Below are 23882 nucleotides of genomic sequence, written 5' to 3'. Positions count from 1 at the left end.
TCAGGCGCTCAGCTCTTCCTGCAGCTCCAGCTCCTGCAAGCGGTTTTGTCGATCCGACTGCAGTTGCAGTTCAGCCTCATCGCTCTGGGCTAATGCCAAATCGAACCAGAAGGTTGTGCCCACCTCCGGTTCGCTCACCATCCGAATCGTGCTGCCGTGCTTCTCGATGATGCCGCGCACGATCGATAGCCCCAGGCCGGTGCCGACCTCTGAATGCACAGCATTCTCGACGCGATAGAAGCGGTCGAAGATCTTCTGCTGATCAGCGGCGTCGATGCCGCAGCCGGTGTCGGCTACTTCGATCCTCACCCGCGGAAGGGGGGAGACCAGCTCGCAGTGGGGGGCCGGCTCGTCATTGCGAACAGCCTCGTCCTGACCTACCGCCTTCACCAGGGCCGCTGAAGTCGAACTCGGCAGTTCAGAGACAAAGCAGCTGTCGGGCCAGGTGTAAGCCCGCAAGGCCAGAGTTCCACCCTTGCGGGAGAACTTCAGGGCATTGCCGACCAGATTGTCGAGCACCTGCAGGAGCAGATCCCAGTTGCCGAGGATGTCAGGCAATTCCATCGGTAGATCAAGCTCCAGCTTCACCTCCTTGTCGTCGGCATTCAGTCGGTAATTGCGCAGGGTCTGCTCGAGCGCCGGGCTGAGTGCCATCGGTTCGAACTGAACGGGCCGATTGGATTCCAGTTTTGAGAGGTCAAGCACGTCGTTGACCAGGCGGGTCAGCCGGTCGGTTTCGGCGTTGGCTACCCCTAGGAACTCGATTTTCTCCTCGTCGGTGAGCTGATCGCCCATGTCATAGAGCGTCTCCACATAGCTCTTGATGTTGAACAGGGGAGTACGCAGTTCATGGGAGACGTTGCTGATGAATCGACTCTGAGCTGCATTCAGCTCCACCTCACGGGTGAGGTCTTGAAGGGTCACGGCGATGCCCTTGAGGGATTCGCCACTGGCATCCCGCACCGACTGGAGCACGATGCGCAGCGTGCGGGCCGGTTCCTCGATGCTTCGGCGTAGATCCTCGCTGTCGCTGATGCCGTTGATCAGTGAATCGAGGGCACTGTGCAGTTCGATCGCCAACAGGTGAGGCAGTTCATCCAGAAGATCCCGGCCTTCGAGCTTGCGTCCTTCCCATCGGAACAACCGGCGCGCGGTGGGGTTGGCGAGCACGATTCGCCCCTCCGCATCCAGCAGGATTGCACCGTCGGCCATGGTGGCGATCAGGGAGGCCTGCTTCACCTGAGCAGCGGTGAGTTCTTCGATGTTGGCGGCGTCGTAAGCCTGTAGTTGGGACGCCATGGCATTGAAGCCATCGAGTAGTTCGCCCAGTTCACCGCCCACGGGCAGGGCAATGCGGGCCTGGAAGTCTCCGGAGGCAATGGAGCGCACCCCGCGCAGCAGCTCCTTGACCGGTCGGGTGATTGTGAGCGCGTTGAACACGGCGCCAAGGATCACCAGAACCCAGATGGAGATGAACACCGCGACCGTGACCTCTCGGGTGAGGGCCGCGCTGGCCAGGGCGGTTTCATTGGGATTCACCCCCAGGGCCAGAACCCCGAGATAGCGACCATCGCGCAGCAGGGGCACGAACACATCGGTGACCTGTCCCTGGGGGGTGAGGTGCTGTCGTACGAGTGGGTTTTGGGGGCGATTACGCAATTCGGCCGGCAGTTCGAGTCGTCTGCTCAGTCGCAGTTCACTGACGGGATCGTTGCTGCTGCCGCTGATCGGGATGCCCAGGTAGACGATGCCGTCCGGATCGGCGAAGAAGATGTAGCGAAGACTTTGGCTGGAGCGCCAGAACTGTTCGGCCACGTTGGCCAGTTCCCGATCGCGCCCTTCCGCTACCAGTTCGCTCACATTGCCGGCCAGGAGTAGGCCTAGATCGCGGGCGTAACGGGTGTCATTGCGTACCGCATCCCGTTGAATCCCATTCAGGGCAAAAAAAGTAATGCCCGTCATCATCAGGCTCACCACCAGGGTGGCGATGGCCAAGAGCTTGGTTTGGAGGCTGAACTCCGCCCACCAAAGGCGGATGCTCTGCCACCATCCCGACGCTGGTGGTTCGGTGCCGTTGGCGGCTGAAGAGCTGCTGGCCATCCCGCAGGCGCGCGTCGGCTGAGCCTAGGACTGACGCACCTGGTGGCCGATGTCCCGTCGGAACTGCATGCCATCGAAGGCGATGCGATCTAGGGCCTGGTAGGCGGCAGCAAAAGCCGTGTCGAAGTCATCCCCCTGAGCCGTCATCGTCAGCACCCGACCGCCGGCGGTAAGGAGTTGGCCCTCGGCGCTGCGACTGGTGCCTGCATGGAACAGTTGCTGTGACTCAGTTGGCGTCAGCCTGTCCTCGATGGGATCCCCTTTTCTGGGGGAATCCGGATAGCCGGCTGCGGCAGCCACCACGCAGACGGAGCAGCGATTGCTGATCTTGAGCTCAGGGGCCAGGTCCAGTCGGCCGAGGGCACAGGCCTGCAGCACCCTGGCCAGTTCCGGACCCATGAGTGGCATCAGCGTTTGGCATTCCGGATCGCCAAAGCGGCAGTTGAATTCGATCACCTGGGGGCCATCAGCGGTGAGCATCAGCCCTGCGTAAATCACGCCCCGGTAGTTGATGCCTCGGGCACGCAGGGCCCCGAGGGTGGGCTCCAGCACCAGTCGCCGCACCTCCTCAAGACCAGCAGCATCCAGGAGGGGTGCGGGGGCATAGGCGCCCATGCCTCCGGTGTTGGGCCCCTGGTCGCCTTCCAGCAGGCGTTTGTGGTCCTGGGCGGGGGGAAGGATCAAGAGGCGCTCCCCGTCGCAAAGGGCGAAGACGGACACTTCCGGCCCCTGCAGTCGCTCTTCCAGCACCAGTCGTTCTCCGGCGGATCCGAACCGGCCGTTGAAGGCATCACGGATGGCCGCGGCGGTGGCTTCCACCGTGTCGGCAACCGTCACACCCTTTCCGGCGGCAAGGCCATCGGCCTTGACCACCAGAGGCCTTTGCAGGCTGGCCAGCACCTCCATCCCCTCCTCTTCGCTGGCGACGGCCCAGTGCCCTGCGGTGGGGACCCCGGCCTCCTGCATCAGCTGTTTGGCCCAGGCTTTGCTCGCCTCGAGCTGGGCGCCGGTGCCGCTGGGACCGAACACCGCCAGCCCCGCCTCCCGAAGGCTGTCGGCCAGGCCGGCCGCCAATGGGGCCTCGGGGCCGATCACCACCAGGTCGATCGCCTCGTCGCGGCAGAGGGTTAGAAGCCCGGAGCTATCGGTCTCTGCGATGGCTTGTTTGCGGCCGAAGGGGCCGCCGTTCCCCGGACTGACCCACACCGTTTCGATCTCTGGGCAGCGCTCAAGGGCCCAGCAGAGGGCCTGCTCCCTTCCGCCGCTGCCCACCACGAGCACCCGCTGGAGAGGTGGCAGGGTCTGGGGACGGGAGGGGGAGATGGCCATGGCAAACAAGCAGACGGGAGGAGCCCCTTAGGTTTGAACGGTTTCGCAGGGGCGTTCGCGCCACAGCGCGAATCCTTTCCATCTTTGTTGACGGCTGTCCCGATGGGGATCTCCTCCCTGCCCCTCACCCTGCTGCTGGCTGCCGCACCGCTCCCGGTGCAGCCTGCGGTCAAGCCCGCTCCCCAGCCGCCTGCAGAGCCGATGTCGGAGCTGGCTTATCAAAGGGCTCTGCTTCAGGGCGGATTGCCTGAACTGACCATCGCTTGTGTGGATGCGGCACGGTTCGGGCTGGATGGTCGCCTGCAGCAGCTCAGGGATCGTCTGATGTTGGTCAGGCCCGCACCGCAACCCTTCCCGGTGGTGATGGCCAATGCCCAGGCCCTGATCTTTTGCAAGGCGCCTGATAGTGCCCAGACGGTGCTCAATCGCTTCGGCCCTGGGCCCGGCCAGCAGCGACGTGAGTGGTTGTTGCTCTCCTGGCGGGCGGCCTCAGCAGCGCTCGATCACGAACGAGCAGCTCTGGCTCTGCGCCGCCTGGCGGCGGGGAATCTCGCCGCTCTTGATGCTGAACAGCTTGTGGTGGCGCAGCCGGAGGGGGGGGAGCCTCTCACCCGTTCCGCCTTGGATCTTCTGGCTGAATACGAGGCGAGCACCGGTCATCTCGACAGGGCCGCGGAGGTGCTTCTTGCCGGCAGGACCCCGGGGGTGGTGGCTGCCCAGCGCTATGGGCAGGTGGCGGTGTGGGTCCAGCGGCTAGGGCAGGAGCGCACCGACAGCCTGTTGGAGGCAGCCCTCGATCAGGCTGCCGCGGAGCAGGCCTGGTCGCTTGCTGAAGATCTGCTCAGGTTGCAGTTGCGCCTCAATCTGGAGGCCGGGGGTGATGGCCAGCGCGCCCGGCAGCGGCTGGAGCGCTTAGCCACCAGGGTCGATGACCGTTTCACCCTCTGGGAGTTGCTCCAGGACGATCCGGATTTGGCGCGGCAGCTCCGCTCTCCCCGTGCTCCAGGGGGGCATGCCGCCCTGGGAGAATCGGGACCGGTTTCACCGTCCGCCTCGCCCATCCGCCCATGAGCGTTATTCCCGGTCCGCTGCTTTACGAAGGCAAGGCCAAGCGTGTCTTCGCCTCAGATCGGGAGGACGTGGTGCTGGTGGAGTTCAAGAATGACGCGACCGCATTCAATGCGCTCAAGCGTGAACAGCTTGAGGACAAAGGACGCCTGAACTGTCAGATCTCTGCTCGTCTGTTTGAACTGCTGGAGCGGGAGGGGATTCCCACCCACTACCTGGGGCTCCTGGATGAAACCTGGATGGCCGTGCAGCGCGTTGAGGTCATCCCCCTGGAGGTGGTGCTGCGCAACGTGGCCACGGGGTCCCTTTGCAAGCAGACACCGATCCCTGCGGGAACCTCGCTGGAACCGGCTCTATTGGATCTCTATTACAAGGACGACAGCCTGGGGGACCCTCTGCTTACTGAGGCCAGGCTTGAGCTGCTGCAGCTGGTTAGTCGGGAGCGGCATCGGGAGATGGAGACACTGGCCAGGCGGGTCAATGCAGCCCTGATTCCTTTTTTCCAGGGGCTTGAGCTGCAGCTGGTGGATTTCAAGCTGGAGCTCGGCTGCAACGGCCAGGGTGAACTGCTGGTGGCGGATGAGATCAGTCCTGATACCTGCAGGCTCTGGGATCTGCGCACCCAGGATCCTCAGGCGAGGATTCTCGATAAGGACCGCTTCCGCCAGGACCTCGGTGGTGTCATCGAGGCCTACGGGGAGGTCGACAAACGGGTCCAAGGGGCCTGCCCGAAACCCCGCAAGTACAGGTAAGGTCTGCGGACGTTTGCGGCTGTATGCAGCCGACCGCTGCTCCTTCCATGGTGAACTTGTCCTCAGGCCGAACCACGGATGCCGTTCGGCGAGGAGCCCTCGGCATTGCGCTGGCCATGCCCCTGATTGCGACTGTGCCTGCCAGGGCTCAGGGAGATGCCCCAGCTGAGCAGTCGGCCCCCGCGCAGCAGCAGCCAGCACAGCAGCCCGAGGGGGCTGTTGAGGTGCAACAGCCCGCTCAGGAGCCGTCTGGTCTTGAGGAGCCTGCCCAGCCCCGAGTGCTGATCAGTGAGGTGGTGATCGAGGGAATTGCTGGCCACCCGGAACAGGAGCGGCTTGAACTTGCCGCCTACGACGCGATGACCGTGCGTCCGGGTAGCCGCGTTACCCGCGATCAACTCAAGACCGATCTCGATGCGATCTATGCCACCGGTTGGTTCTCCGATGTGCGCATTGAGCCGATCAACGGTCCCTTGGGCGTGCAGCTGGTCGTGCAGGTGGTGCCGAATCCTGTGCTGACCAAGGTGGAGCTGGAGCCTGCCGACGACAAGATCAAGCCTGAGGTCATTGAAGAGACCTTCAGCGCTGATTACGGGCGCACGTTGAATCTCAACGAACTGCAGCTGCGCATGAAGGAGCTGCAGGCGTGGTATGCCAAGCAGGGCTACTCCTTGGCCAGGGTCTCTGGCCCCAGTCGCGTCAGCCCAGAAGGGGTGGTGCAGCTGAAGTTAGTGATCGGCACCGTGGCTGGTGTTGAGGTGCAATTCCTGAATAAGGAAGGGGAGACCACCAACGACAAAGGCCAGCCAATTAAAGGCAAGACCAAGCCCTGGGTGGTCAGCCGAGAGATCTCGATCAAGCCTGGTGAGGCCTTTAACCGCAATCAGCTGGAGGGTGACATCAAGCGCCTGTACGGCACCTCTCTCTTCAGTGACGTCAAGGTCACCTTGAAGCCGGTGCCTGCGGAGCCAGGTCAGGTCACCATCATCCTCGGCATCGTCGAACAGTCCACTGGTTCTCTCTCCGGCGGTCTCGGCTACAGCCAGAGCCAGGGTGTGTTCGGCCAGGTGCAGCTGCAAGACAGCAACCTGTTTGGAAGGGCCTGGAACCTTGCGCTCAATCTTACTTATGGCCAGTACGGCGGCCTGGCGAACTTCACGTTCACCGATCCCTGGATTAAGGGCGATAAGTACCGCACATCCTTCCGAACCTCGATCTTCCTGAGTCGGGAAGTCCCCCAGGTGTTCCAGAGTCAGAATGATGGCTCAATTCTTACGGTTGATGATTACGTTAATAATAATTCGACTTATGCCTATGAGATTGGCTCCAGCGATAATCCTGCTGGCCGAAAGTTTGATAGCGTCGCCGATGCAGATAGTCAGTTTCCTGAGTACAGCTGGTTTGACTACGAGGGTGATTCTGTTGCGCTGCAGCGTGTTGGCGGCAATCTGATCTTCGCTCGGCCTTTGAATGGAGGAAATCCTTATAAGTCGGTTCCCTGGAACGTGCTTGTCGGCCTGAACGTCCAGAACGTTCGTCCTATTAACTTTGCTGGTGATACGAGGCCTTACGGCGTTCCCAATAACAATATCGAAAATGGTCGGATTCCAAACGATCAGGTCATCTGTATTGCCTACAGCAGCTCGAGTGAATGTGCGACGGAGAACAACCTGGCAGGTGTCCGCTTTGCTGCTACTTACAACAAGCTGAATGATCCTCGCAATCCCACATCGGGCAATTTCTTCAGCTTTGGTACCGAACAATTCATTTCCGTGGGTGAGAACTCACCCACCTTCAACCGCCTCAGAGCTAGCTACACCCAGTTCTTCCCAGTGAATTGGTTGAAAATCGCTAAGGGTTGCCGTCCAAAGCCTGGTGAGAAGGCTGATTGCCCGCAGGCAATCGGTGTGCAGCTCAAGGCCGGAACGGTGCTCGGCCAGTTGCCTCCCTACGAAGCCTTCTGTCTCGGCGGCTCCAACTCGGTGCGTGGTTGGTACGACTGCGATCTGGCCGTGGGTCGCAGCTTCGGTGAGGCCACGCTTGAGTATCGCTTCCCGATTATCAGCATCTTTGCTGGTGAACTGTTCGTGGATGCAGGAACCGACTTCGGTTCCCAGGCCAGCGTGCCTGGTCAGCCCGGCAATTTGCTCAACAAGGCCGGCTCGGGTTTCTCCGTCGGTACCGGTGTGATCGTCACCACTCCAGTGGGCCCACTACGTCTAGAGGTGGCCAGTCAAGACTTCACCGGCGACTGGCGTTTCAACCTTGGTGTGGGCTGGAAGTTCTGATGGGCCGATGGCCGGCTGATTACGACGGGGCCTGGACCCTCGCTGCTTCTGTTGCCCGCTCCGGGGTGGGTCTGCACAGCGGCGACATGGTGTCTGTGACCCTGTGCCCCTCCGAACAGGCCGGCATCCAGGTGTCCTGGGAGGAGGACGGTGCATCCGGAGAGCGACTCAGCCTCGCGCCCTCTCAGGTGCGAGACAGTCAGCTCTGCACGACCCTGGAGTTGGGGACGCGGCGCCTCGCTACGGTTGAGCACCTATTGGCGGCCCTGGGAGGCACAGGTCTCACCCACGTGCACCTGCGGGTGAGTGGTGCTGAAATCCCCTTGCTGGATGGATCGGCCCAAGGCTGGGTGGAGGCGATCGCCGAAGCGGGCATCGTTCCTGCGGAATCACCCCGTTTGGAGCGCCCCAGCTTGGAGCAGCCGATCGTTCGTCATCGGGGGGCCAGCGTGATCTCAGCCACCCCTGCAGAGGCTTTTCAGTTGGTTGGGGTGATCGATTTCCCCCAGGCCGCGATCGGCCGTCAGCAGCTGGCGCTGACCCTCACTCCGGAGCGGTTTGTGGACGAGATCGCGCCGGCTAGGACCTTCGGCTTCCGTGATCAGGTTGAGCAGCTGCGGGCGGCGGGCCTGATTCAGGGTGGGGCTCTCGACAATGCCCTGGTCTGCGACGGAGATCACTGGCTCAATCCCCCCCTGCGCTTCGCGGATGAACCGGTGCGCCATAAGCTCTTGGACCTGATCGGAGATCTGGCCCTGGTGGGTTTCCCTCGGGCTCAGGTTCTGGTTTACCGGGGCTCCCACGGCCTGCATACCGATCTGGCCGCTGCTCTCGCCAGCCCGTCCTCCACCCGCTGCTGATCTTTTGACCGTCACCCCCGCCACGGCTGCATCGTCTGATCCTGTGCTCACCAGTGAGCAGATCATGGGGCTGCTGCCCCATCGCTACCCCTTCGCTCTCGTGGATCGGGTGCTGGAGCATGAACCGGGAGTGCGGGCCGTTGCGATTAAGAACGTGACCCTCAATGAACCTCAGTTTCAGGGGCATTTCCCCGAGCGGCCGCTGATGCCAGGGGTGTTGATTGTCGAAGCGATGGCCCAGGTGGGTGGCCTGATCGTCACCCAGATGCCCGAGTTGCCCAAGGGGTTGTTTGTCTTTGCCGGGATCGATGGTGTCCGCTTCCGTCGGCCCGTTGTTCCGGGAGACCAGCTACGCATCAGCTGTGAGCTGCTCAGTCTCAAGCGTCAGCGTTTTGGCAAGGTGAAAGCGGAAGCCACGGTGGATGGCCAGCTCGTCTGTTCAGGTGAGCTGATGTTCTCCCTCATGGATTGATCGTGATGCCGGAGACCCCTTCCACTTCCTTGATCAGCGAAGATCGCCCTGTGCAGATCCATCCCCTGGCCGCTGTTGACCCCCGGGCCGAACTGGCCGAGGGCGTGGTGATTGGACCCGGTGCCGTTGTGGGCCCTGAGGTCACGATCGGAGCGCGCACCTGGGTCGGCCCCCATGCCGTGCTGGATGGTCGGCTCACCATCGGCGCTGACAACCGGATCTATCCCGGTGCTTGTCTGGGGCAAGAGCCTCAGGACCTCAAATACCGCGGTGCCCCGACCGAGGTGGTGATCGGTGATCAGAACACGATTCGGGAATGCGTGACGATCAACCGTGCCACCGATGAGGGTGAGATGACCCGGATCGGTGACAGGAACCTGTTGATGGCCTACTGCCATCTCGGCCACAATTGTTTGCTCGGCAATGACATCGTCATGTCGAACGGCATCCAGGTGGCCGGGCATGTGGAGATCGAGGATCGGGCTGTGATCGGCGGCTGTCTTGGCATCCATCAGTTCGTTCACATCGGTGGATTGGCCATGGTTGGCGGCATGACCCGAGTGGATCGCGATGTGCCTCCTTATTGCTTGGTGGAGGGTCACCCCGGTCGTGTGCGTGGATTGAACCGCGTCGGCCTGCGTCGCCGGGGCCTCGATCAGCGGCAGGGAGGGGAGGAGCTGCGGCAGCTCCAGGACATCTGGACGCTGATCTATCGCTCTGATCTTGTGATCGCTGAAAGCCTCAAGCAGGCCCGTGCTCAGAAGCTTCTTCCCGCTGCTGATCACCTCTGCAGCTTCCTGGAAGCGTCGATTCGCCAGGGTCGCCGCGGGCCTATGCCGGCTGCGATCGGTCGCTGATGGTGCGAGTGCTCATCAGCACCGGGGAGGTCTCCGGTGATCTGCAGGGGAGCCTGCTGATCGAAGCCCTGCATCGCCAGGCTCAGGCCCGTGGAATCTCCCTTGAGGTGCTCGCCCTTGGCGGAGAGCGCATGCAGGCGGCGGGCGCTGAGCTGCTGGCGGATACGGCGCCGATGGGGGCCATCGGCCTCTGGGAGGCCCTGCCGCTGGTCGTACCCACCTTGCGGCTGCAAGCTCGCGTCAATGAAGTTCTGGAAGCGCGCCCGCCTGACGCGGTGGTGTTGATCGATTACATGGGGGCCAATGTGCGCCTGGGCCTCAACCTGCGTCGGCGGCTTCCGACGGTGCCGATCAACTACTACATCGCCCCTCAGGAATGGGCCTGGCGACTTGGAGACGGGGGGACGACCCGACTGCTGCGCTTCACCGACCGGATCCTGGCGATCTTTCCAGCTGAGGCCGAGTTCTATGCCGCCCGAGGTGCCCAGGTGACCTGGGTCGGCCATCCACTGCTGGATCTTGCTGTCCGTCGTCCGGAACGTCAGCAGGCTCGTCAGGCTTTGGGGCTGTCCGGTGATGATGGGCGTCTGCTGCTGCTGCTGCCGGCCTCTCGCCCTCAGGAGCTGCGCTACTTGATGCCGGTGCTGGTGGAGGCTGCTGCGCGGCTTCAGGCGATCGATCCAGCCTTGGACGTGATGGTGCCGGCGGGGCTGCGCGCCTTTGAGGAGCCCTTGCGCAAGGCCTTGGCAGAGGCTGGTGTCCGAGGTCGGGTGGTGCCCGCTGCTGAGGCGGATGCCCTGAAGCCGAGCCTCTTTGCTGCGGCTGATCTGGCCCTCGGTAAGTCGGGCACGATCAACCTCGAACTCGCCTTGCAGGACGTTCCCCAGGTGGTCGGCTATCGGGTGAGTCGCCTCACCGCCTGGGTCGCTCAATATGTGCTTCGCTTTCAGGTGGACCACATCTCACCCGTCAATTTGTTGCTCAAAGAGCGGCTGGTTCCCGAGCTGCTGCAAGGTGAGTTCACCGCAGAAGCCTTTGTGGAGCAGGCGCTGCCTCTGCTGCAGCCATCGCCGGCCCGGGAGCGCATGCTCGATGGCTACAAGCGCTTGCGCAATACCCTTGGGGAGCCTGGGGTGACCGACCGGGCGGCGGCGGCGATTCTGGAGCCGCTGTTGAAATGAAGCGGTTGTCGTGGGCTGTTCAACGGAGAGGGTCCGCCTGGGGCAGGGCGGTGCTTCGGAGTGTTGTTCTGGTCTCGCTGTTGCTGGTGACCATCGGTGGCGCCGGTCGCCCTGCCCTGGCGGCGCCGGTTCAGGAGGCCGTCTTTGCCGGAGGTTGCTTCTGGTGCCTGGAGCATGATCTCGAGCACCTTCCCGGTGTGCTTTCCGCTGAGAGTGGTTACAGCGGTGGCCATGTGCAGAAACCGACCTACGAGCAGGTGAGTGGTGAGCGGACGGGCCACCAGGAGTCGGTGCGGGTGCGCTTTGATCCCGGCAAGATCTCCTACGCCACCTTGCTGCGCAGCTACTGGCGCAATGTGGATCCCCTCGATGGGGGTGGGCAGTTTTGCGACCGTGGTGATTCCTATCGGCCTGTGATCTTCACCCGCGGCAAAGAGCAGGAGGAGCAGGCCCGTCAGAGTGCTGCGTCAGCGGCCCGGGAGCTGAAACAACCGGTTGATCGTCTCAAGGTTCAGATTCGCCAGGCCGTGCGTTTCTGGCCAGCTGAGGGGTATCACCAGAACTATGCGGAGCGGAATCCGCTGCGTTACCGCTTTTATCGGACCGCCTGTGGTCGAGACCGACGCCTGGATGCCGTGTGGGGGGCGAGGGCTCGCACCGGCAAGCCGTGGAGTTGACAAGGAAATCGGTGGAAAATCTAAAGGCCGCTGTATCAAAAGGCTCAGCCACTTCTCAGTGAAGGTGCGGGTTTTCCCCCATTCCAACCCCCAGCCACTTTGATTACCATCTGTCAGAGAATTGAGGGAGGAGATGTATGTATCTGCTGACCATCAAGGACGGTCTTTTGACCCGACACATTGGTCCGTATCCGTCACCGAAGCAGGCATCCGATGATCTCGAGCGGGTGATGGCCTCGTTTTCGGAGCGGGCGCGCTGGCAGATCCATGCGCTCGAGTGCCCGACGAGTCTGAGGCTGGTGCACCCATCGCCTCAGGAGGATCGCTCCATGTCTGCGGCTGCTTCTTGAACAGCCTTGCTGCGGGGATACCCCCGCAGCAGACCGCTTTCGATCATTAAGCCCACTCCAGCGTTGATACAGACCAGGCTGAGGGTTCCGTACCAAAACCAGGGCCCACCATCCTTGCCGAGGCTCTGGAGAATGCGTCGGGTGAGCGCTTCTCCGAAGAGGCACAGCCCAGCCGGCAGCAGCAGGATTCCCAGCTGTGCCCTCAAATACCAGCGAAACGGGCGGGAGGCCATGAAGTCGTTGTCGGTCTCGCTGGGAATTTAGGCGTTAGCCCCAGCGCCACCGCCGCAGATCCAGTTCACCAGGGTGCGCACGCCATACCCCGTGGCACCTGCAGGGTCGAGACCCCGACCTTTGTCGCTCCAGACCGTGCCTGCGATATCCATGTGGGCCCAGGGAATCTCCCGGTCAACGAACTCGCGAAGGAACAGGGCCGCTGTGATCGAACCACCCGGACGAGGTCCGGTGTTCTTGAGATCCGCGAGCAGCGATTTCAGCCCCTCCCGGTAGCTGGACTGCATCGGCATCCGCCAGAGCCCCTCACCGGCCTGCTCGGCCGCTTGCCGCAGGCCATCGGCTAAATCGTCGTGGTCGCTCCAGAGGCCGGCGATCTCCTCGCCAAGAGCGATCACACAGGCGCCCGTCAGGGTGGCGAGATCCACGATGGCATCGGGCTTGAGCTCGCTGGCATACACAAGGGCATCGGCGAGGGTGAGGCGCCCCTCCGCATCGGTGTTGTTGATTTCGATCGTGGTGCCGTTGGAGGCGGTCACGATGTCACCGGGATGCACCGCTGAGCCATTGACCATGTTTTCGCAGGAGGCCACCAGCATGTGCACCTCCACCCCCTCGGGGCGCAGTTCGGCAATGGCGCGCATCGCTCCGATCACGGCGGCGCTGCCGCCCATGTCGTACTTCATCATGTCGATCTGGGCGGCGCCCACCTTGAGGTTGTAACCGCCTGAGTCGAAGGTGAGGCCTTTGCCCACCAACACCAGTCGCTTGCGGACCGCACCGTTCGGGCGGTAGGTGAGGTGGATGAATTTCGGATCGAGATCTGAGCCCTGGCTGACGGCCAGATAGGCCCCCATGCCCCGCTTGGCGCAGTCCGCACGTTCAAGCACCTTCAGCTCGAGGCCATGGGCCTGGGCGATGGTCGCGGCACTGTCTGCCAGGGCAGCAGGGGTGACGCTGTTCGGTGGTGCGGCCACAAGCTCACGGGCGAGTTCGACCCCCGCGCAGATCGCACCGACACGCTCCAGGGCACTGGCGGTGTCCGCCGGAAGCGTGCCGAGCAGCTCGAATCGCTCTGGCAGGGTGCGGGGGTCTGGTTTGCTGCGGAAGCGAACGTCGCTGTAAAGCGCAAGGCGGATCGCTTCAGCGACGGATAAGGCCTCGGCTGTTGCCTGGGCCGGTTGCTCGCTCCAGGGCAGTAGAACGCCGACACTGCCGGTTTCTGCGTTGCAGGCCTTGGCGGCGTTGGCGGCCGCCTGACGCAGGGCCGGGAGTTGTGGACTGGCCGCAGCGCCCAGTCCCACGAGGATCAGGCTGCTGATTTCAGGGCGCAGCAGCTGGACTTTGGCCAGTTCGCCTCCCTTGCCCTGAAAGCGCTGTCGCTCAAGCCAGGGAGCGATCGCGAGCCCTAGGCGCGTCTCCAGCTCTCCGATTAGACCCTGGGGATCCTGTTCATGGACGCCGACCACCAGGACGGATCCGCTCCAGGCCGAGAGGTTGGCCGGCGATAGCGAGAACTGCATGGCGTCAAGACGGTTGTCGCGATGCTACGGATCCGGCCTGATCTGCTGCTGCAGCAGCAGGGTTAGCCATCGGCATTGAACGGTGTGGCCCAGCGTTCACGGGTTTCCTTGTTGAACGGCGGTAGCCAGGTTTGGATCAGTTGTTGCTCCAGGCGCCGTCGGCTGCGGGTCTCGCTCGGAACATCCCCCCAGAAGCGGATGCTGGTTTGGCCGCGCAGACCCACGGCGCTGAGCGCCTCGCTGTAGCTCGCGAGATAGCTCTTGCAGTCGTGCTCTCCCTTCCAGCGGCGATCGGCCGCCACGGTTTCGCCGACATAGAGAAGGATTGGGGTGCTCAGATCCTCGGGGCGATCCATCACCAAGTAGATCGCCGGTCCCTGATGGGGGCTCTCCGGCCAGCGCCAGAAGCTGAGGGGAAGGGGCTGCAGGGTCAGGGGTGCGAACCGCTCGAGGGGCTCGGCGCTGGCGAACAACTGGGTTTGCTGCACAGAGCCTGGCCTGGCGGGGGCCGCGAAGAGGGGGGCCTGGTGGCGCTGGATCCGCCTCTGCCAGTCGCGCAGGATCGATGCGCTGAGGGCGAGCTGAGGTTCGTTGGTGACCGTTTCCTCAGGCGGACTCTGGGCGAAGAGATCACCCTGACGGGGTTCTGGTGGCATCGTTCAGCAGCCAGGGGGCAGGCTGGGGCCAGGTCGCCGCTCCCCGAAGCGGACCCGGCCAATCAGTTGCTCCACCACTTCCGGCGGCAGGCAGAGCCGTTCCTGCAGGTCGGCCAGGTTGTCGAAGGGGCGGCGGCGGCGTTCCTGGATCAGTCGCTGAAGGCGATCGGCAGGCCAGAGCAACGCCGCTGTGAGTCGCTCCGGAGCAGCAGCATTGAGATCGAGAGGGGGAGCTGGGGGCTGGGGGGGGGCATCCCCATACCAATGGATGACCAGGTGGGGGCGCCAGCGCTCCGCTAGCTCGGGAGGCAGATCGAGCAACTGAATCAGATCCTCAGCCTGGCTGAACTGCACGCCTCCCCGCTGAAGACGCAGCAGCAGATCCACCATGGCCTCACTGCAGCCAGGCAGTTGTCGCCACTGGGAGGCGCTGGCCCGGTTCACATCCACAACCCAGCTGGGTGGCTCGGGGGGGGCTGCTGGAGTTGGCCGTGCCGATGGTTCGGGCGGCAACTCACCCATGGCCTGCAACACCTTGCGGGCCAGCGGATCGAGCCAGTGGCCGCGGGCCATCGCTGCTGCCTCCCGGTTGCTTCCCGCAGGACCTTACCCAGACTCCCCCGGTCCCTGCCAGCGGGGCGGCCGGGCTGGCAGCTCCACCAGTCCATCGCGGAAGGCCATCACCACCGCATGGGTGCGGTCTTTGGCCGGTAGTTTGCGCAGCACGCTGCCGACGTGGGATTTCACCGTGTCGATGGACACCACAAGGGCATCCGCGATCTCCCGGTTGCTCATGCCCCGGCAGAGCCCCCGCAGCACGTCTTCCTCCCGCAGGCTGAGCTCCGCAAGGGGGCCTTGGTCTGAGCCTTTCCCCAGTCGACCGTGACGAAGAACGCCGCTGATCATCGGATCGATGTATTGCTCGTCGCTTTCGATCGCGTTGAGGGCGGCCAGCACGGTGCCTGAACCGGCGTTTTGGTGGGCGCAGAGCCCATCAGATCCGGCATCAATCGCCTCAAGAATCGTGCGCACGATCGGCCGCTGGATCAGCATCAGGATCTTCAGCTGCGGATACGCCGCCCTGGCTCGGCGCACCAGGCTGACGCCGCTGCCCGCTTCCAGGAGATCCGTGCAGAGCAGTAGGTCTGCCTCGCTGCTGCCGAGGCTTTGCAGGCATTCCTCCTCGCTGGTGGCTGCTGTGACCAGCGGGCCCAGACCTTCAAACAGGCTCACCCAACTGGTAAGCAACACTCGATCGGCGGTGGCGATCGCCGTTCGGCTGCGTCGGAGCAGGCGATGGCCTTCACGCACGCGATCCTGAAGGGTGGGAATCCTTTGGCTGAAATCCACGCAAGGCCGCGGCAATGCGCCGCAGGTGGCATTGCTCCCATGTTCACCCCGTTCAGGGGGCAGGGATCCGCACTGTTAAGAGACGGCGGAATTGTTCAGACTCGCTCTCAGTTGATCAGCGGGCCATGGCGTTCTTCGACTCCGAGATCGTGCAGGAGGAGGCCAAGCGACTGTTCGGCGACTATCAGCAACTGATGCAGCTCGGCTCCGACTACGGAAAGTTTGATCGGGAGGGCAAGAAGAAGTTCATCGACACGATGGAGGAGCTGATGGGGCGCTATCGGGTGTTTATGAAGCGCTTCGAGCTCTCGGAAGACTTCCAGGCCAAGCTCACCGTGGAGCAGCTCCGCACCCAGCTCGGTCAGTTCGGGATCACTCCTGAGCAGATGTTCGAGCAGATGAATCAAACCCTCGAGCGTATGAAGAGCCAGCTGGATCAGTCGCCCTCCTGAAGGAGCAGCGGGGGAAGTGGGCCGGCTGGCCCCGTACGATCCGCACGGATTCAGTGCTCCTCTGCCATGGCTGATGCCTCTTCTTCCCTGCCGCATTGGCTGGCGCGGGGCATGGCCGATCTCTTCCCGGCCGGAGACCCCTCCGACCCGGATCAAGCTCTGGACGCCCGACTTAAGGCAGCCGACAAGGCCGGCCGGCCCCTGCGCATCAAGCTGGGCATCGACCCCACCGGAAGCGACATCCACCTGGGACACAGCATTTTGTTCCGCAAGTTGCGGGCTTTCCAAGATGCGGGCCACACGGCGGTGTTGATCATTGGTGACTTCACAGCTCGCATCGGCGATCCCACCGGCAAGAGCGCCACGCGGGTGCAGCTCAGCAAGGAGCAGGTGGAAGCCAACGCCACCACCTACCTGCGTCAGCTCGGCCAAGGGCAGCCCAAGGAGCGGGCCCTGCTGGATTTCGAGACCCCGGGCCGACTTGAGGTGCGCCGCAACAGTGAGTGGTTGGAGGGCTTGGATCTGCCTCAGGTGATCGGCTTGCTGGGGACTGCCACCGTGGGCCAGATGCTGGCGAAGGACGACTTTTCCAAGCGCTATGGCAGCGGCACCCCCATCGCGTTGCATGAGTTCCTCTATCCACTGCTGCAGGGCTACGACTCGGTGGCGGTGGAGGCTGACGTGGAGCTCGGGGGCACGGATCAGAAATTCAATGTGGCGATGGGCCGTGACCTGCAGCGCCATTTCGGCAAAGGCACCCAGTTCGGGTTGCTGCTGCCGATCTTGGTGGGTCTTGATGGTGTCCAGAAGATGAGCAAGAGCCTGGGCAACACCGTTGGCCTCGAGGACGATCCCCTTTCGATGTATTCCAAGCTCGAGAAGGTGGGCGATGGGGCGATCGACGACTACGTGACCTTGCTCACCGATCTGGATTTGAACGCTTTGCCGGACAATCCCCGCGAGAAGCAGAAGGCGATGGCCCTGGCGGTGACCGCCAGCCGCCATGGGATCGAGGCGGCCACGAAGGCTCAGGCCGACGCGGCCACGTTGGTTGGGGGCGCCGGTGATGCGGCGGCGGAGGTGCCGGAGGCGTCTCTGGCGGAGGTGAACTTCCCTGCTAAGGCCTTTTATCTGCTCAGCGCCGTTGGCATCTGCGCCAGCAGCAGTGAAGCCCGCCGTCAGATCCAGGGTGGCGGCGTGAAGCTCGATGGCGAGAAGCTCAGCGATCCCAATCAGGAATTTGCAGGCCCCGATCAATTGGCCGGCAAAGTGCTGCAGCTGGGCAAGAAGACCTTCCGCCGTTTGGTGGCTTAATCAGAGCGTGCGGAGCACCTCCAGATCCTCCGCATCCAGAGGGGTGGGGATGCCCTTCCGCAGCAGGTCAGCAAAACCCTGATCGCGGCTCAGCACCGTGAGCAGATAGAGACGGTCGGGGCCGGGATTCTCCAGATCGTGCATGGTCTCGGAGGGCACCACCACGAAATCGCCACCGCTGGCGCTGATCCCCCTGTCGCCGAGATGAAAGGTCACCTGGCCGCGCAGGACAAAAAACAGTTCAGCTGCCAGGTGATGGGAGTGGAGAGGCACTCGGTCACAGGGGTCGTGAATCTCCAGGAAGAGTGAGGGTGAGGCGGCAGGGTCACAGCTTGCATCGCTGCCCTCGCAGGGGGCACTGAGCAGGGCCAGGCGGCAGTGGTCCCGATCGCTGAAGCGGTATCCCTGCAGCTGCTCTGGATGGACGATGCGGGGAAGCATGGTGCCGCAACCGGGGCCCCCTCAGGATGGGGGGAGTCTGCTGCTCTGTCTTGGCACCGTTGCTTTCCGCTCATCCGGCTGATCGGATCATCGTGGCCCTCGATGGCATGGCGCCTGATCAGGCCCTGGCGTTGGCTGGCCAGGTGGAGGGCTTGCGCTGGGTGAAGGTGGGCCTGGAGTTGTTTGTGCAGGCCGGGCCTGAGGTGGTGGCCCAGCTGCGCGAGAAGGGGTTGCGGGTGTTCCTCGATCTCAAATTCCACGACATCCCGGCGACGATGGCCGGGGCCTGCCGGCGGGCTGCGGCGTTGGGGGCCGAGCTGATCACCGTGCATGCCTGCGCCGGCAGCGAAGCACTTAAGGCAGCCCAGGCCGCGGCGGTGGAAGGGTCCCAAAGTGCAGGCCAACCCGCCCCAACGTTGCTGGCGGTGACGGTGCTCACCAGCTGGGAGGAGCAGCGTTTGCAACGGGAACTCGCCATTGGCCAGACCATCGCCGAAAGGGTGCCGGCATTGGCGCAGCTCTCGGCGACTGTCGGCATCGGTGGCTGTGTGTGCTCACCTTGGGAGGCCGCGGCATTGCGGGCCCAGCACCCTGAGCCGTTTGCCTTGGTGACGCCGGGGATTCGCCCCAAAGGGGCTGCTGTGGGTGATCAGGCCCGGGTGATGGGGCCGGCTGAGGCGATTGCCGCGGGGGCCAGTCAGCTGGTGATCGGCCGGCCGATCACCAAGGCTGAAGATCCCAGGGCTGCATTTGCGGCCTGCTGCGGGGAGCTCATCGGAAGCCCCCAGCAAAGCGAGTGATCAGAACTTGACGTTGAGACCGCCCCAGGCGGTCCCCAGATCATTGCCGTAGAACACCGTGCCCCCGCGCCAGAACACGCCCTCCGCGGCGCTCACGGCTTCTGTCCCACCTTTGGTTCGCTGCCGTCGATCAGGCGCTGCAGGTTGCTGCGGTGGCGCCAGAGCACCAGCAGCATGGCGATGAGGGCAATCAACACGTAGGGAGGGCTGCCACCGGGGTAGCTCACCATCAGCAGGGGCAGGCTCACGGCGGCGATCACGCTGGCCAGCGACACGATTCGACTCAGGCTGAACACGGCCATGAACACCCCGAAGCAGGCGAGGCCCACCGGCCAGGCCAGGCCGAGAAACATCCCAAAGCCAGTGGCCACGGCCTTGCCGCCTTTGAATCCCAGCCACACGGGCCAGATGTGACCGGCCAGGGCCGCCAGACCGGCCAGCACCTCAAGCCAGGCGCTCCAATCGGATCCATGGCCGAGGGCTCGGGCCAGCAGCACAGCCGCCGCCCCCTTGCTCACATCCACCAGAAACACCACCAGGGCTGGGCCCTTGCCCACGTTGCGCAGCACGTTGGTGGCGCCGGTGGAGCCTGAGCCGATCGTGCGCAGATCGATGCCTTTGCACCAGCGGCCCGCCAGGAAGCCGCTGGGGATGGAGCCGAGCAAATAGCCCAGGAGCAAGGAGAGGAAGCCCATCAGAGCAGGTCGTCGTCGTCGTAGGTCTCGCCTGGCCCGGCCGCGAAGGCCAGCCAGAGAGGGAACTGAAGCACGGGAATGTCGACCACCCGTTCGGCGGCATCAATCAGGATCAGCGGCACCTCGCCCCGCTCCTCCAGGCGGTCAGCTCGCTCCACCAGCGCATCCCCCCGCTCGAACAGCACGATGCCGCTATTGGGGCCGAAATCCTCCCGGCCTAGACCCAGCGCATCCTGGAGGCCGCGTCGCCACTCTCCGAGTCGTTCAGGCTGGCCTGCCAGCACCAGGGTCTGGAACTGGTCGCCATAGAGCTCGCCGATGATGGCGATCAGGGCTGCACTCAGCAACACATTGCGTGGCCGGCTGCCGCGGCTGGGCTGGGCCCCGCGCCCCCCCTGATTGAAGAACCAGTCCTGCAGCAGGGCTGTGTCGGGGGCTTCCAGGCTGCGGCGCAGTTTCCAGGGATCGGCGTAGAAATCGGGTTGCCCGAGGAAGCGCTCGAGGTTGTTGCGGATCAGCGTCTCGTCTGGGCGGAAGGTGTCGGCAACTGCGGCCGGGGCTGGGGCTTCAGTTGCCTCTGTACCGGCGGCAGCGGCCTGCTGATCGAGGGGCGAGGGCTGCACCACCACGGGCTGCACGACCAGTTCGAGGTTTTCCACCGACTGAACCAGGCCCTGGAGTGCGCCGCCCAGGTACTCCTGGAAGCCCTTCACGCGGCGGGCGATCGCATCGGACTGACCGGCAAAGCTGGTGTTGATCTCTTCCTCGAGCTGCTGTTTGCGCGCACTCAGTGTCTGGATCTCCTCTTCCAGCTCCGCGCGGCGCGCTTGCAGATCAGAGAGAGCCAGTTGGATGAACTGTTCTTTGGCTGCGGCGTCTGGTTCGCCCGTGGATGGCGCTGTCCCAGCGTCCTGGGCTTGCGCAGCGTCCTGCGCGTCCTGGGGATGCAGGTCGGTGGGATTCAGGTCGGTGTCGTCAGGCATGGCAGACCGGTCCTGGCTCCATTTCAGCGGATCACGGCAAGCCCGACTGGTGAGACACGTTCCCGTGGCTTTTCCGTTGCGTCTGCGATACGAGAGCGTGCCATTGGCTCAAGGCTTGCCTGTCTCCAGGGCGCCCACCCGCAGCTCCAGCTGGGCGCGCAGCTGTTGCGGATCAAACAGGATCGGCAGGAAATGAATGCTCTTGACTTCGCGGAAATACAGCAGCCCAGGGAGCCATGGGGCGAAGAGACGCCAGGCCTGCCAGTCGCTGTAGGGGAAGCGACGCAGCTCCTGTCCGCCGCGCCACACCACCAGGGTGTCGGGGCAGAACTCCAGGCGCAGGCTGTAGGTCTGCAGCAGTAGAAACAGGCTGAACAGAGCCACCGGCAGGGTCGGCCAGGGGCTGAGGGGCAGCGGCAACAAAGCCAGGCTGAACAGCAGCACCAGCAGCGGCAGGCGAGGGTTGGCGCTGAGGCTCACCGCCTCCAGGTTTGGGTTGGGATGGTCTTGATTCATCACGGTGGAGGGTTTAGCCGAACAGGAGTTCGGTGAGCAGCACATCCATCAGAGCCACGGTCACCAGAATCATGACCACCGAACCGGTGGTGCTGGTTCCTACCTCCTTCGGGCCTCCTTCGGTGGTGAGGCCCCAGCCACAAGAGAGCACGGCGATCTGAAGGCCAAACACCAGAGCCTTGATCAGCATGAACGGCAGGTCATCGGGCTGCAGCCAGGTGCGCACTGAGTTCCAGAACACCGCAGGCGGGATGTTGTAGAAGGCCGTGCTGGTCATCTGGCCTGCCCAGACGGCGACGCCAAAGAAGAGCAGGCATTGCACCGGTGCCATGACCACCATGGCGATCAGTCGAGGCACGACCAGGTATTCCACCGGGTCAGTGCGCAGCATCGTGATCGCATCGATCTGTTCGGTCACCTTCATGGTGCCCAGCTGGGCGGCGTAGGCCGTGGCGACCTTCCCGGTGAGCAGCGTGGCGGTGAGCAGGGGTGCGATCTCCCTGGCCAGGCCGATGGCCAGCACGCCACCCACGGTGGAGCCGGCTCCCATCCCACTCAGTTCGGCGGCCACTTGGATGTTGAACACGGAGCCTGCGGCCACACCGGTGATCAGCACAATCAGGAAGCTGCTTGGTCCCGCCTCCAGCAGCTGATCGAAGAGGTCAATGGTGTTGATCTTGCCGCGGGAGGCGGCGGTCACGGCCTGGCCTCCGATCAGCAGGCTGCTGCCGAGACGTCGTAACCAGCGGGGGGCTTGCATCAAAGGTCTCGTGTGGTCAGGTGTGCTGAAGATGGGCGCCGCGGTCGGGCCAGCGTCGCATTACCAACAGGCCGAATGCCACGAGTGTGGCGGGAATCAGACCCATGCACAGACGGATCGCGAGCAGAGCCGTGGCTGGTTGCTCGATGAAACTGAGGGCCCCGCTGCAGGCTTCGCTCGAGATGTAGCCGGTGAGCGAAAGGAGTGCGCCGAAGACCGACATGCTCAAGCCGATGATCAGCTTCTGCCCGAACACCATCCAGGCCGTGTAAAGGCCAGCGGGCCTGGCCGGATCGGCATCAATGGCGTCAGGCAGCAGCGACCAGGGGATCAGATAAGCGGTTGAGGCCCCGAGTCCTACGAGAAGGATGAGGCCGATCAGCGGGGCGAGCTGGGCAGCATTGGCGCCAGCGGGAAGCACCGGGAAGAGCATCGACAGCAGGCAGGCGGCAATCCAGAGGCCACCACCCCAGTGCAAGGCCTTGATGCGTCCGCGACGGTTGGACAGCAGGCTCCAGAGCTGGAGGCCCACAAGGGCGCTCAGTTGGAAGGGAAGCAGGATCCAGGTGGAGAGGCCTGGTGGCACATGGATCACCTGCACCAGCCAGATCAGAGCCACCACCTGCATCAGCTGCAGGGCGAACCAGAGCAGCAGATACAGGCCGAGAACCATCAGAAAGCGTGAATTGGCTCGAATCCGGCGCAGTTGCTGCAGGGGAGGCTCGGCGTGCCCGCCTGGTCGCTGGGCTTTCTTGGCGTAGGGGGCGAGACCCCAGCAGCAGGCGAGCGTTGCGAGAGCTGCAATCGTTCCGGTAATCCTGCCCATGCGCAGGTAGCCATCGGCGCCGTCGCTCAGCACCAACGAGGCAACGATCAGGCCGCTGAGGCCAGCGATGATCGACCCAGTGAATCGGGCGGCGTTGAGCCGGGTGCGGACGGCTGTGTCGCTGGTGAGCTCGGTGGAAAGGGCCGCATAGGGCAGGTTGACGCTCGTGTAGGCGGTCATCAGCAGGATCGCCATCACCACGTAATAGAGCGTGCGCTGCAGGGTGTCGCCCTCAGGCACCCACCACATCGCCGCCAGGCTGATCCCCAAGGGCAGGGCGGCGCCAAGCATCCAGGGCAAGCGTGGGCCCCAGCGGCTCTGGGTGTGATCGCTCATCCAGCCAATCAAGGGATCGTTGAGCGCATCCCAAACCTTGATCACCGTGAGCAGGGAGCCGGCGATGAAGGCAGGCAGTCCTGCGGCGCAAGTGAAGAAGGGAAAGAGGTAAAAGCCCAGTTGGGTGGCAGCCAGTCCGGTGCCGGCATCGCCGAGTCCGTAGGCCACCATCAGGCGGCGCCGGGAGCCCTCGGATGCAACGTTGGAGGTGGTCAAGCGAGGGGGTGTGGCAGGCGGACCGTCATAATGCTGGGGCACGCATCCAATGACCTCACCCGTTCAGGGTGACTGGTTCGGGTGTATTAGTGCGGGCGTAGTTTAGTGGTAAAACCTCAGCCTTCCAAGCTGATGATGCGGGTTCGATTCCCGCCGCCCGCTTGTCCTTCAGCTCTGATGGATCAGATCTGACCCTCAGGTCTGGTTGCCTCCGAGCATGTCCTCATAGCCCTCATAGGGGTCGTATTCAGCCCAGCCAGGACTGGCCTGATCTAAGAGGCCATATTCGCCATCGATCATTTGCATGCGGGTGTTCCCGTAAGGAACGGTGTTGCAGGTGATGCCTCCACCGGCCACGGGCTGGCAGTCATCGAAGCTCACTTGGGCCAGGGCGGCTCCGGTGCCGGTGGAACCCCAGAGGATGAGAAGGAGCAGCAGTCGTTGGGGGCAGGGGCGTGGCACGGCGGCAGAGCAACGATTGCTTGCCATGGTGGCGGTTTTTTGTCTTAGAGACCCTGGCAGTGGCGTTGAACGTCGCGGAGCGTGTCGAAGGCGTTGTCACCTCGACCGTTCTTGAGCTGCACCATAAGCACGTCGGCCTGGAGACCCAGCGTCATGCTCTGGCAGCTGTTGCGCTCGGCCCTTGCCGCCTTCCTTTGCAGGGATTCAGCCAGCACCAGCGCCTGGTGGCAGCTGGCTTCCCTGGCGGTCTGCAGGCAGTCCTGCGCCGATGGCAGCAGGTTTGTGGTCAGCCCCGCCAGTACGGCCGTTGGCTGCACCAGTCCCAGCCCCAGGAGCAGCCATGGGATTGAAAGGTGCGCTGTTGAACGACAGGGCTGGGTTTTG

Annotated in this window: 27 protein-coding genes and 1 tRNA gene; 13 read left to right on the top strand and 15 right to left on the bottom strand. The window is 63.6% G+C overall.

What is annotated here, in order from left to right; translation table 11 throughout:
- Both CWE17_RS02140 and purD read right to left on the bottom strand, forming a co-directional pair.
- Entirely contained in the window at positions 1 to 2100 is a 2100-nt protein-coding gene (locus tag CWE17_RS02140) for an ATP-binding protein (RefSeq protein WP_131454689.1), read from the bottom strand.
- Between the two features lie 24 nt (positions 2101 to 2124).
- The gene (gene purD, locus CWE17_RS02135; RefSeq protein ID WP_131454688.1) at positions 2125 to 3429 is read right to left on the bottom strand and encodes a phosphoribosylamine--glycine ligase; all 1305 of its coding nucleotides are present in this window, start codon (positions 3427 to 3429) and stop codon (positions 2125 to 2127) included.
- Positions 3430 to 3531: 102 nt separating this feature from the next.
- Between purD and CWE17_RS02130 the strand changes: the two genes are divergently transcribed.
- From CWE17_RS02130 to CWE17_RS12350, 9 genes are all read left to right on the top strand, one after another.
- The gene (locus tag CWE17_RS02130; protein WP_131454687.1) at positions 3532 to 4500 is read left to right on the top strand and encodes a hypothetical protein; all 969 of its coding nucleotides are present in this window, start codon (positions 3532 to 3534) and stop codon (positions 4498 to 4500) included.
- Complete coding sequence (purC, locus tag CWE17_RS02125) at positions 4497 to 5249, top strand: phosphoribosylaminoimidazolesuccinocarboxamide synthase (protein ID WP_131454686.1); 753 nt, start codon at positions 4497 to 4499, stop codon at positions 5247 to 5249. Before CWE17_RS02130 ends, purC begins: the two co-directional genes overlap by 4 nt.
- Positions 5250 to 5296: 47 nt before the next feature.
- Entirely contained in the window at positions 5297 to 7537 is a 2241-nt protein-coding gene (locus CWE17_RS02120; protein ID WP_131454685.1) for a BamA/TamA family outer membrane protein, read from the top strand.
- Entirely contained in the window at positions 7537 to 8397 is an 861-nt protein-coding gene (gene lpxC / locus CWE17_RS02115) for a UDP-3-O-acyl-N-acetylglucosamine deacetylase (RefSeq protein WP_131454684.1), read from the top strand. The genes CWE17_RS02120 and lpxC overlap by 1 nt, the downstream gene beginning before the upstream one ends.
- On the top strand, positions 8363 to 8869 hold the full coding sequence (gene fabZ, locus CWE17_RS02110) for a 3-hydroxyacyl-ACP dehydratase FabZ (protein ID WP_370318263.1): 507 nt from the start codon (positions 8363 to 8365) through the stop codon (positions 8867 to 8869). Before lpxC ends, fabZ begins: the two co-directional genes overlap by 35 nt.
- A 5-nt stretch (positions 8870 to 8874) precedes the next feature.
- A complete protein-coding gene (gene lpxA / locus CWE17_RS02105; protein ID WP_131454683.1) occupies positions 8875 to 9726 on the top strand; it encodes an acyl-ACP--UDP-N-acetylglucosamine O-acyltransferase in 852 nt (283 codons plus the stop codon).
- A complete protein-coding gene (gene lpxB / locus CWE17_RS02100) occupies positions 9726 to 10907 on the top strand; it encodes a lipid-A-disaccharide synthase (RefSeq protein WP_131454682.1) in 1182 nt (393 codons plus the stop codon). The genes lpxA and lpxB overlap by 1 nt, the downstream gene beginning before the upstream one ends.
- Positions 10904 to 11584, top strand: coding sequence for a peptide-methionine (S)-S-oxide reductase MsrA (msrA, locus tag CWE17_RS02095; RefSeq protein ID WP_131454681.1), 681 nt, complete (start codon positions 10904 to 10906; stop codon positions 11582 to 11584). Before lpxB ends, msrA begins: the two co-directional genes overlap by 4 nt.
- Before the next feature lie 137 nt (positions 11585 to 11721).
- On the top strand, positions 11722 to 11934 hold the full coding sequence (locus CWE17_RS12350) for a hypothetical protein (protein WP_131454680.1): 213 nt from the start codon (positions 11722 to 11724) through the stop codon (positions 11932 to 11934).
- Here the strand turns inward: CWE17_RS12350 and CWE17_RS02085 are convergent.
- From CWE17_RS02085 to CWE17_RS02065, 5 genes are all read right to left on the bottom strand, one after another.
- A complete protein-coding gene (locus CWE17_RS02085; RefSeq protein ID WP_131454679.1) occupies positions 11898 to 12167 on the bottom strand; it encodes a hypothetical protein in 270 nt (89 codons plus the stop codon). The genes CWE17_RS12350 and CWE17_RS02085 overlap by 37 nt on opposite strands.
- Positions 12168 to 12194: 27 nt before the next feature.
- Positions 12195 to 13691: a leucyl aminopeptidase gene (locus CWE17_RS02080; protein WP_131454678.1), complete on the bottom strand. Its 1497-nt coding sequence runs from the start codon at positions 13689 to 13691 to the stop codon at positions 12195 to 12197.
- Positions 13692 to 13753: 62 nt separating this feature from the next.
- On the bottom strand, positions 13754 to 14347 hold the full coding sequence (locus tag CWE17_RS02075; protein WP_131454677.1) for a GIY-YIG nuclease family protein: 594 nt from the start codon (positions 14345 to 14347) through the stop codon (positions 13754 to 13756).
- Between the two features lie 3 nt (positions 14348 to 14350).
- Positions 14351 to 14920 carry a general secretion pathway protein GspK gene (locus CWE17_RS02070; protein WP_131454676.1) on the bottom strand — a complete coding sequence of 190 codons (570 nt, stop codon included), beginning with the start codon at positions 14918 to 14920 and terminating at the stop codon, positions 14351 to 14353.
- 33 nt (positions 14921 to 14953) lie between these two features.
- The gene (locus CWE17_RS02065) at positions 14954 to 15697 is read right to left on the bottom strand and encodes a response regulator transcription factor (protein WP_131454675.1); all 744 of its coding nucleotides are present in this window, start codon (positions 15695 to 15697) and stop codon (positions 14954 to 14956) included.
- Positions 15698 to 15822: 125 nt separating this feature from the next.
- Between CWE17_RS02065 and CWE17_RS02060 the strand changes: the two genes are divergently transcribed.
- Both CWE17_RS02060 and tyrS read left to right on the top strand, forming a co-directional pair.
- Positions 15823 to 16149 carry a DUF1825 family protein gene (locus tag CWE17_RS02060; RefSeq protein WP_131454674.1) on the top strand — a complete coding sequence of 109 codons (327 nt, stop codon included), beginning with the start codon at positions 15823 to 15825 and terminating at the stop codon, positions 16147 to 16149.
- A 66-nt stretch (positions 16150 to 16215) separates the two neighbouring features.
- Positions 16216 to 17463, top strand: a complete 1248-nt coding sequence (gene tyrS, locus CWE17_RS02055) for a tyrosine--tRNA ligase (RefSeq protein ID WP_131454673.1) — start codon at positions 16216 to 16218, stop codon at positions 17461 to 17463.
- Here tyrS and CWE17_RS02050 read toward each other — a convergent pair whose 3' ends face one another.
- Entirely contained in the window at positions 17464 to 17904 is a 441-nt protein-coding gene (locus CWE17_RS02050; protein ID WP_131454672.1) for a cupin domain-containing protein, read from the bottom strand. It abuts the gene before it with no gap.
- A 50-nt stretch (positions 17905 to 17954) separates the two neighbouring features.
- Between CWE17_RS02050 and pyrF the strand changes: the two genes are divergently transcribed.
- A complete protein-coding gene (pyrF, locus tag CWE17_RS02045) occupies positions 17955 to 18704 on the top strand; it encodes an orotidine-5'-phosphate decarboxylase (protein ID WP_131454671.1) in 750 nt (249 codons plus the stop codon).
- Positions 18705 to 18796: 92 nt separating this feature from the next.
- On the opposite strand, the gene plsY is transcribed toward pyrF, so the two are convergent.
- The 5 genes from plsY to CWE17_RS02020 all read right to left on the bottom strand — a co-directional run bounded on the left by plsY (position 18797) and on the right by CWE17_RS02020 (position 22991).
- Positions 18797 to 19399 carry a glycerol-3-phosphate 1-O-acyltransferase PlsY gene (gene plsY / locus CWE17_RS02040; protein WP_131454670.1) on the bottom strand — a complete coding sequence of 201 codons (603 nt, stop codon included), beginning with the start codon at positions 19397 to 19399 and terminating at the stop codon, positions 18797 to 18799.
- Complete coding sequence (locus CWE17_RS02035) at positions 19399 to 20382, bottom strand: DUF3086 domain-containing protein (protein WP_131454669.1); 984 nt, start codon at positions 20380 to 20382, stop codon at positions 19399 to 19401. The genes plsY and CWE17_RS02035 overlap by 1 nt, the downstream gene beginning before the upstream one ends.
- Positions 20383 to 20490: 108 nt before the next feature.
- On the bottom strand, positions 20491 to 20898 hold the full coding sequence (locus CWE17_RS02030; RefSeq protein WP_131454668.1) for a DUF3119 family protein: 408 nt from the start codon (positions 20896 to 20898) through the stop codon (positions 20491 to 20493).
- A gap of 13 nt (positions 20899 to 20911) precedes the next feature.
- A complete protein-coding gene (locus CWE17_RS02025) occupies positions 20912 to 21658 on the bottom strand; it encodes an ABC transporter permease (RefSeq protein WP_131454667.1) in 747 nt (248 codons plus the stop codon).
- Between the two features lie 16 nt (positions 21659 to 21674).
- Positions 21675 to 22991 carry an MFS transporter gene (locus CWE17_RS02020; RefSeq protein WP_131454827.1) on the bottom strand — a complete coding sequence of 439 codons (1317 nt, stop codon included), beginning with the start codon at positions 22989 to 22991 and terminating at the stop codon, positions 21675 to 21677.
- A 136-nt stretch (positions 22992 to 23127) separates the two neighbouring features.
- On the opposite strand from CWE17_RS02020, the gene CWE17_RS02015 reads away from it, so the two are divergent.
- Positions 23128 to 23198: transfer RNA gene (locus CWE17_RS02015), tRNA-Gly, on the top strand.
- Positions 23199 to 23231: 33 nt separating this feature from the next.
- Here the strand turns inward: CWE17_RS02015 and CWE17_RS02010 are convergent.
- The gene (locus CWE17_RS02010; protein ID WP_240789200.1) at positions 23232 to 23525 is read right to left on the bottom strand and encodes a lactate dehydrogenase; all 294 of its coding nucleotides are present in this window, start codon (positions 23523 to 23525) and stop codon (positions 23232 to 23234) included.
- A gap of 17 nt (positions 23526 to 23542) precedes the next feature.
- Positions 23543 to 23815 carry a hypothetical protein gene (locus CWE17_RS02005; protein ID WP_131454666.1) on the bottom strand — a complete coding sequence of 91 codons (273 nt, stop codon included), beginning with the start codon at positions 23813 to 23815 and terminating at the stop codon, positions 23543 to 23545.
- Between the last annotated feature and the right edge of the window lie 67 nt (positions 23816 to 23882).

The sequence above is a fragment of the Synechococcus sp. BS56D genome, assembly GCF_004332405.1.
GTDB lineage: Bacteria > Cyanobacteriota > Cyanobacteriia > PCC-6307 > Cyanobiaceae > Synechococcus_C.
The sequence above is the reverse complement of the archived record's forward strand: the minus strand, read 5'-3'. Positions and strand labels throughout refer to the sequence as shown.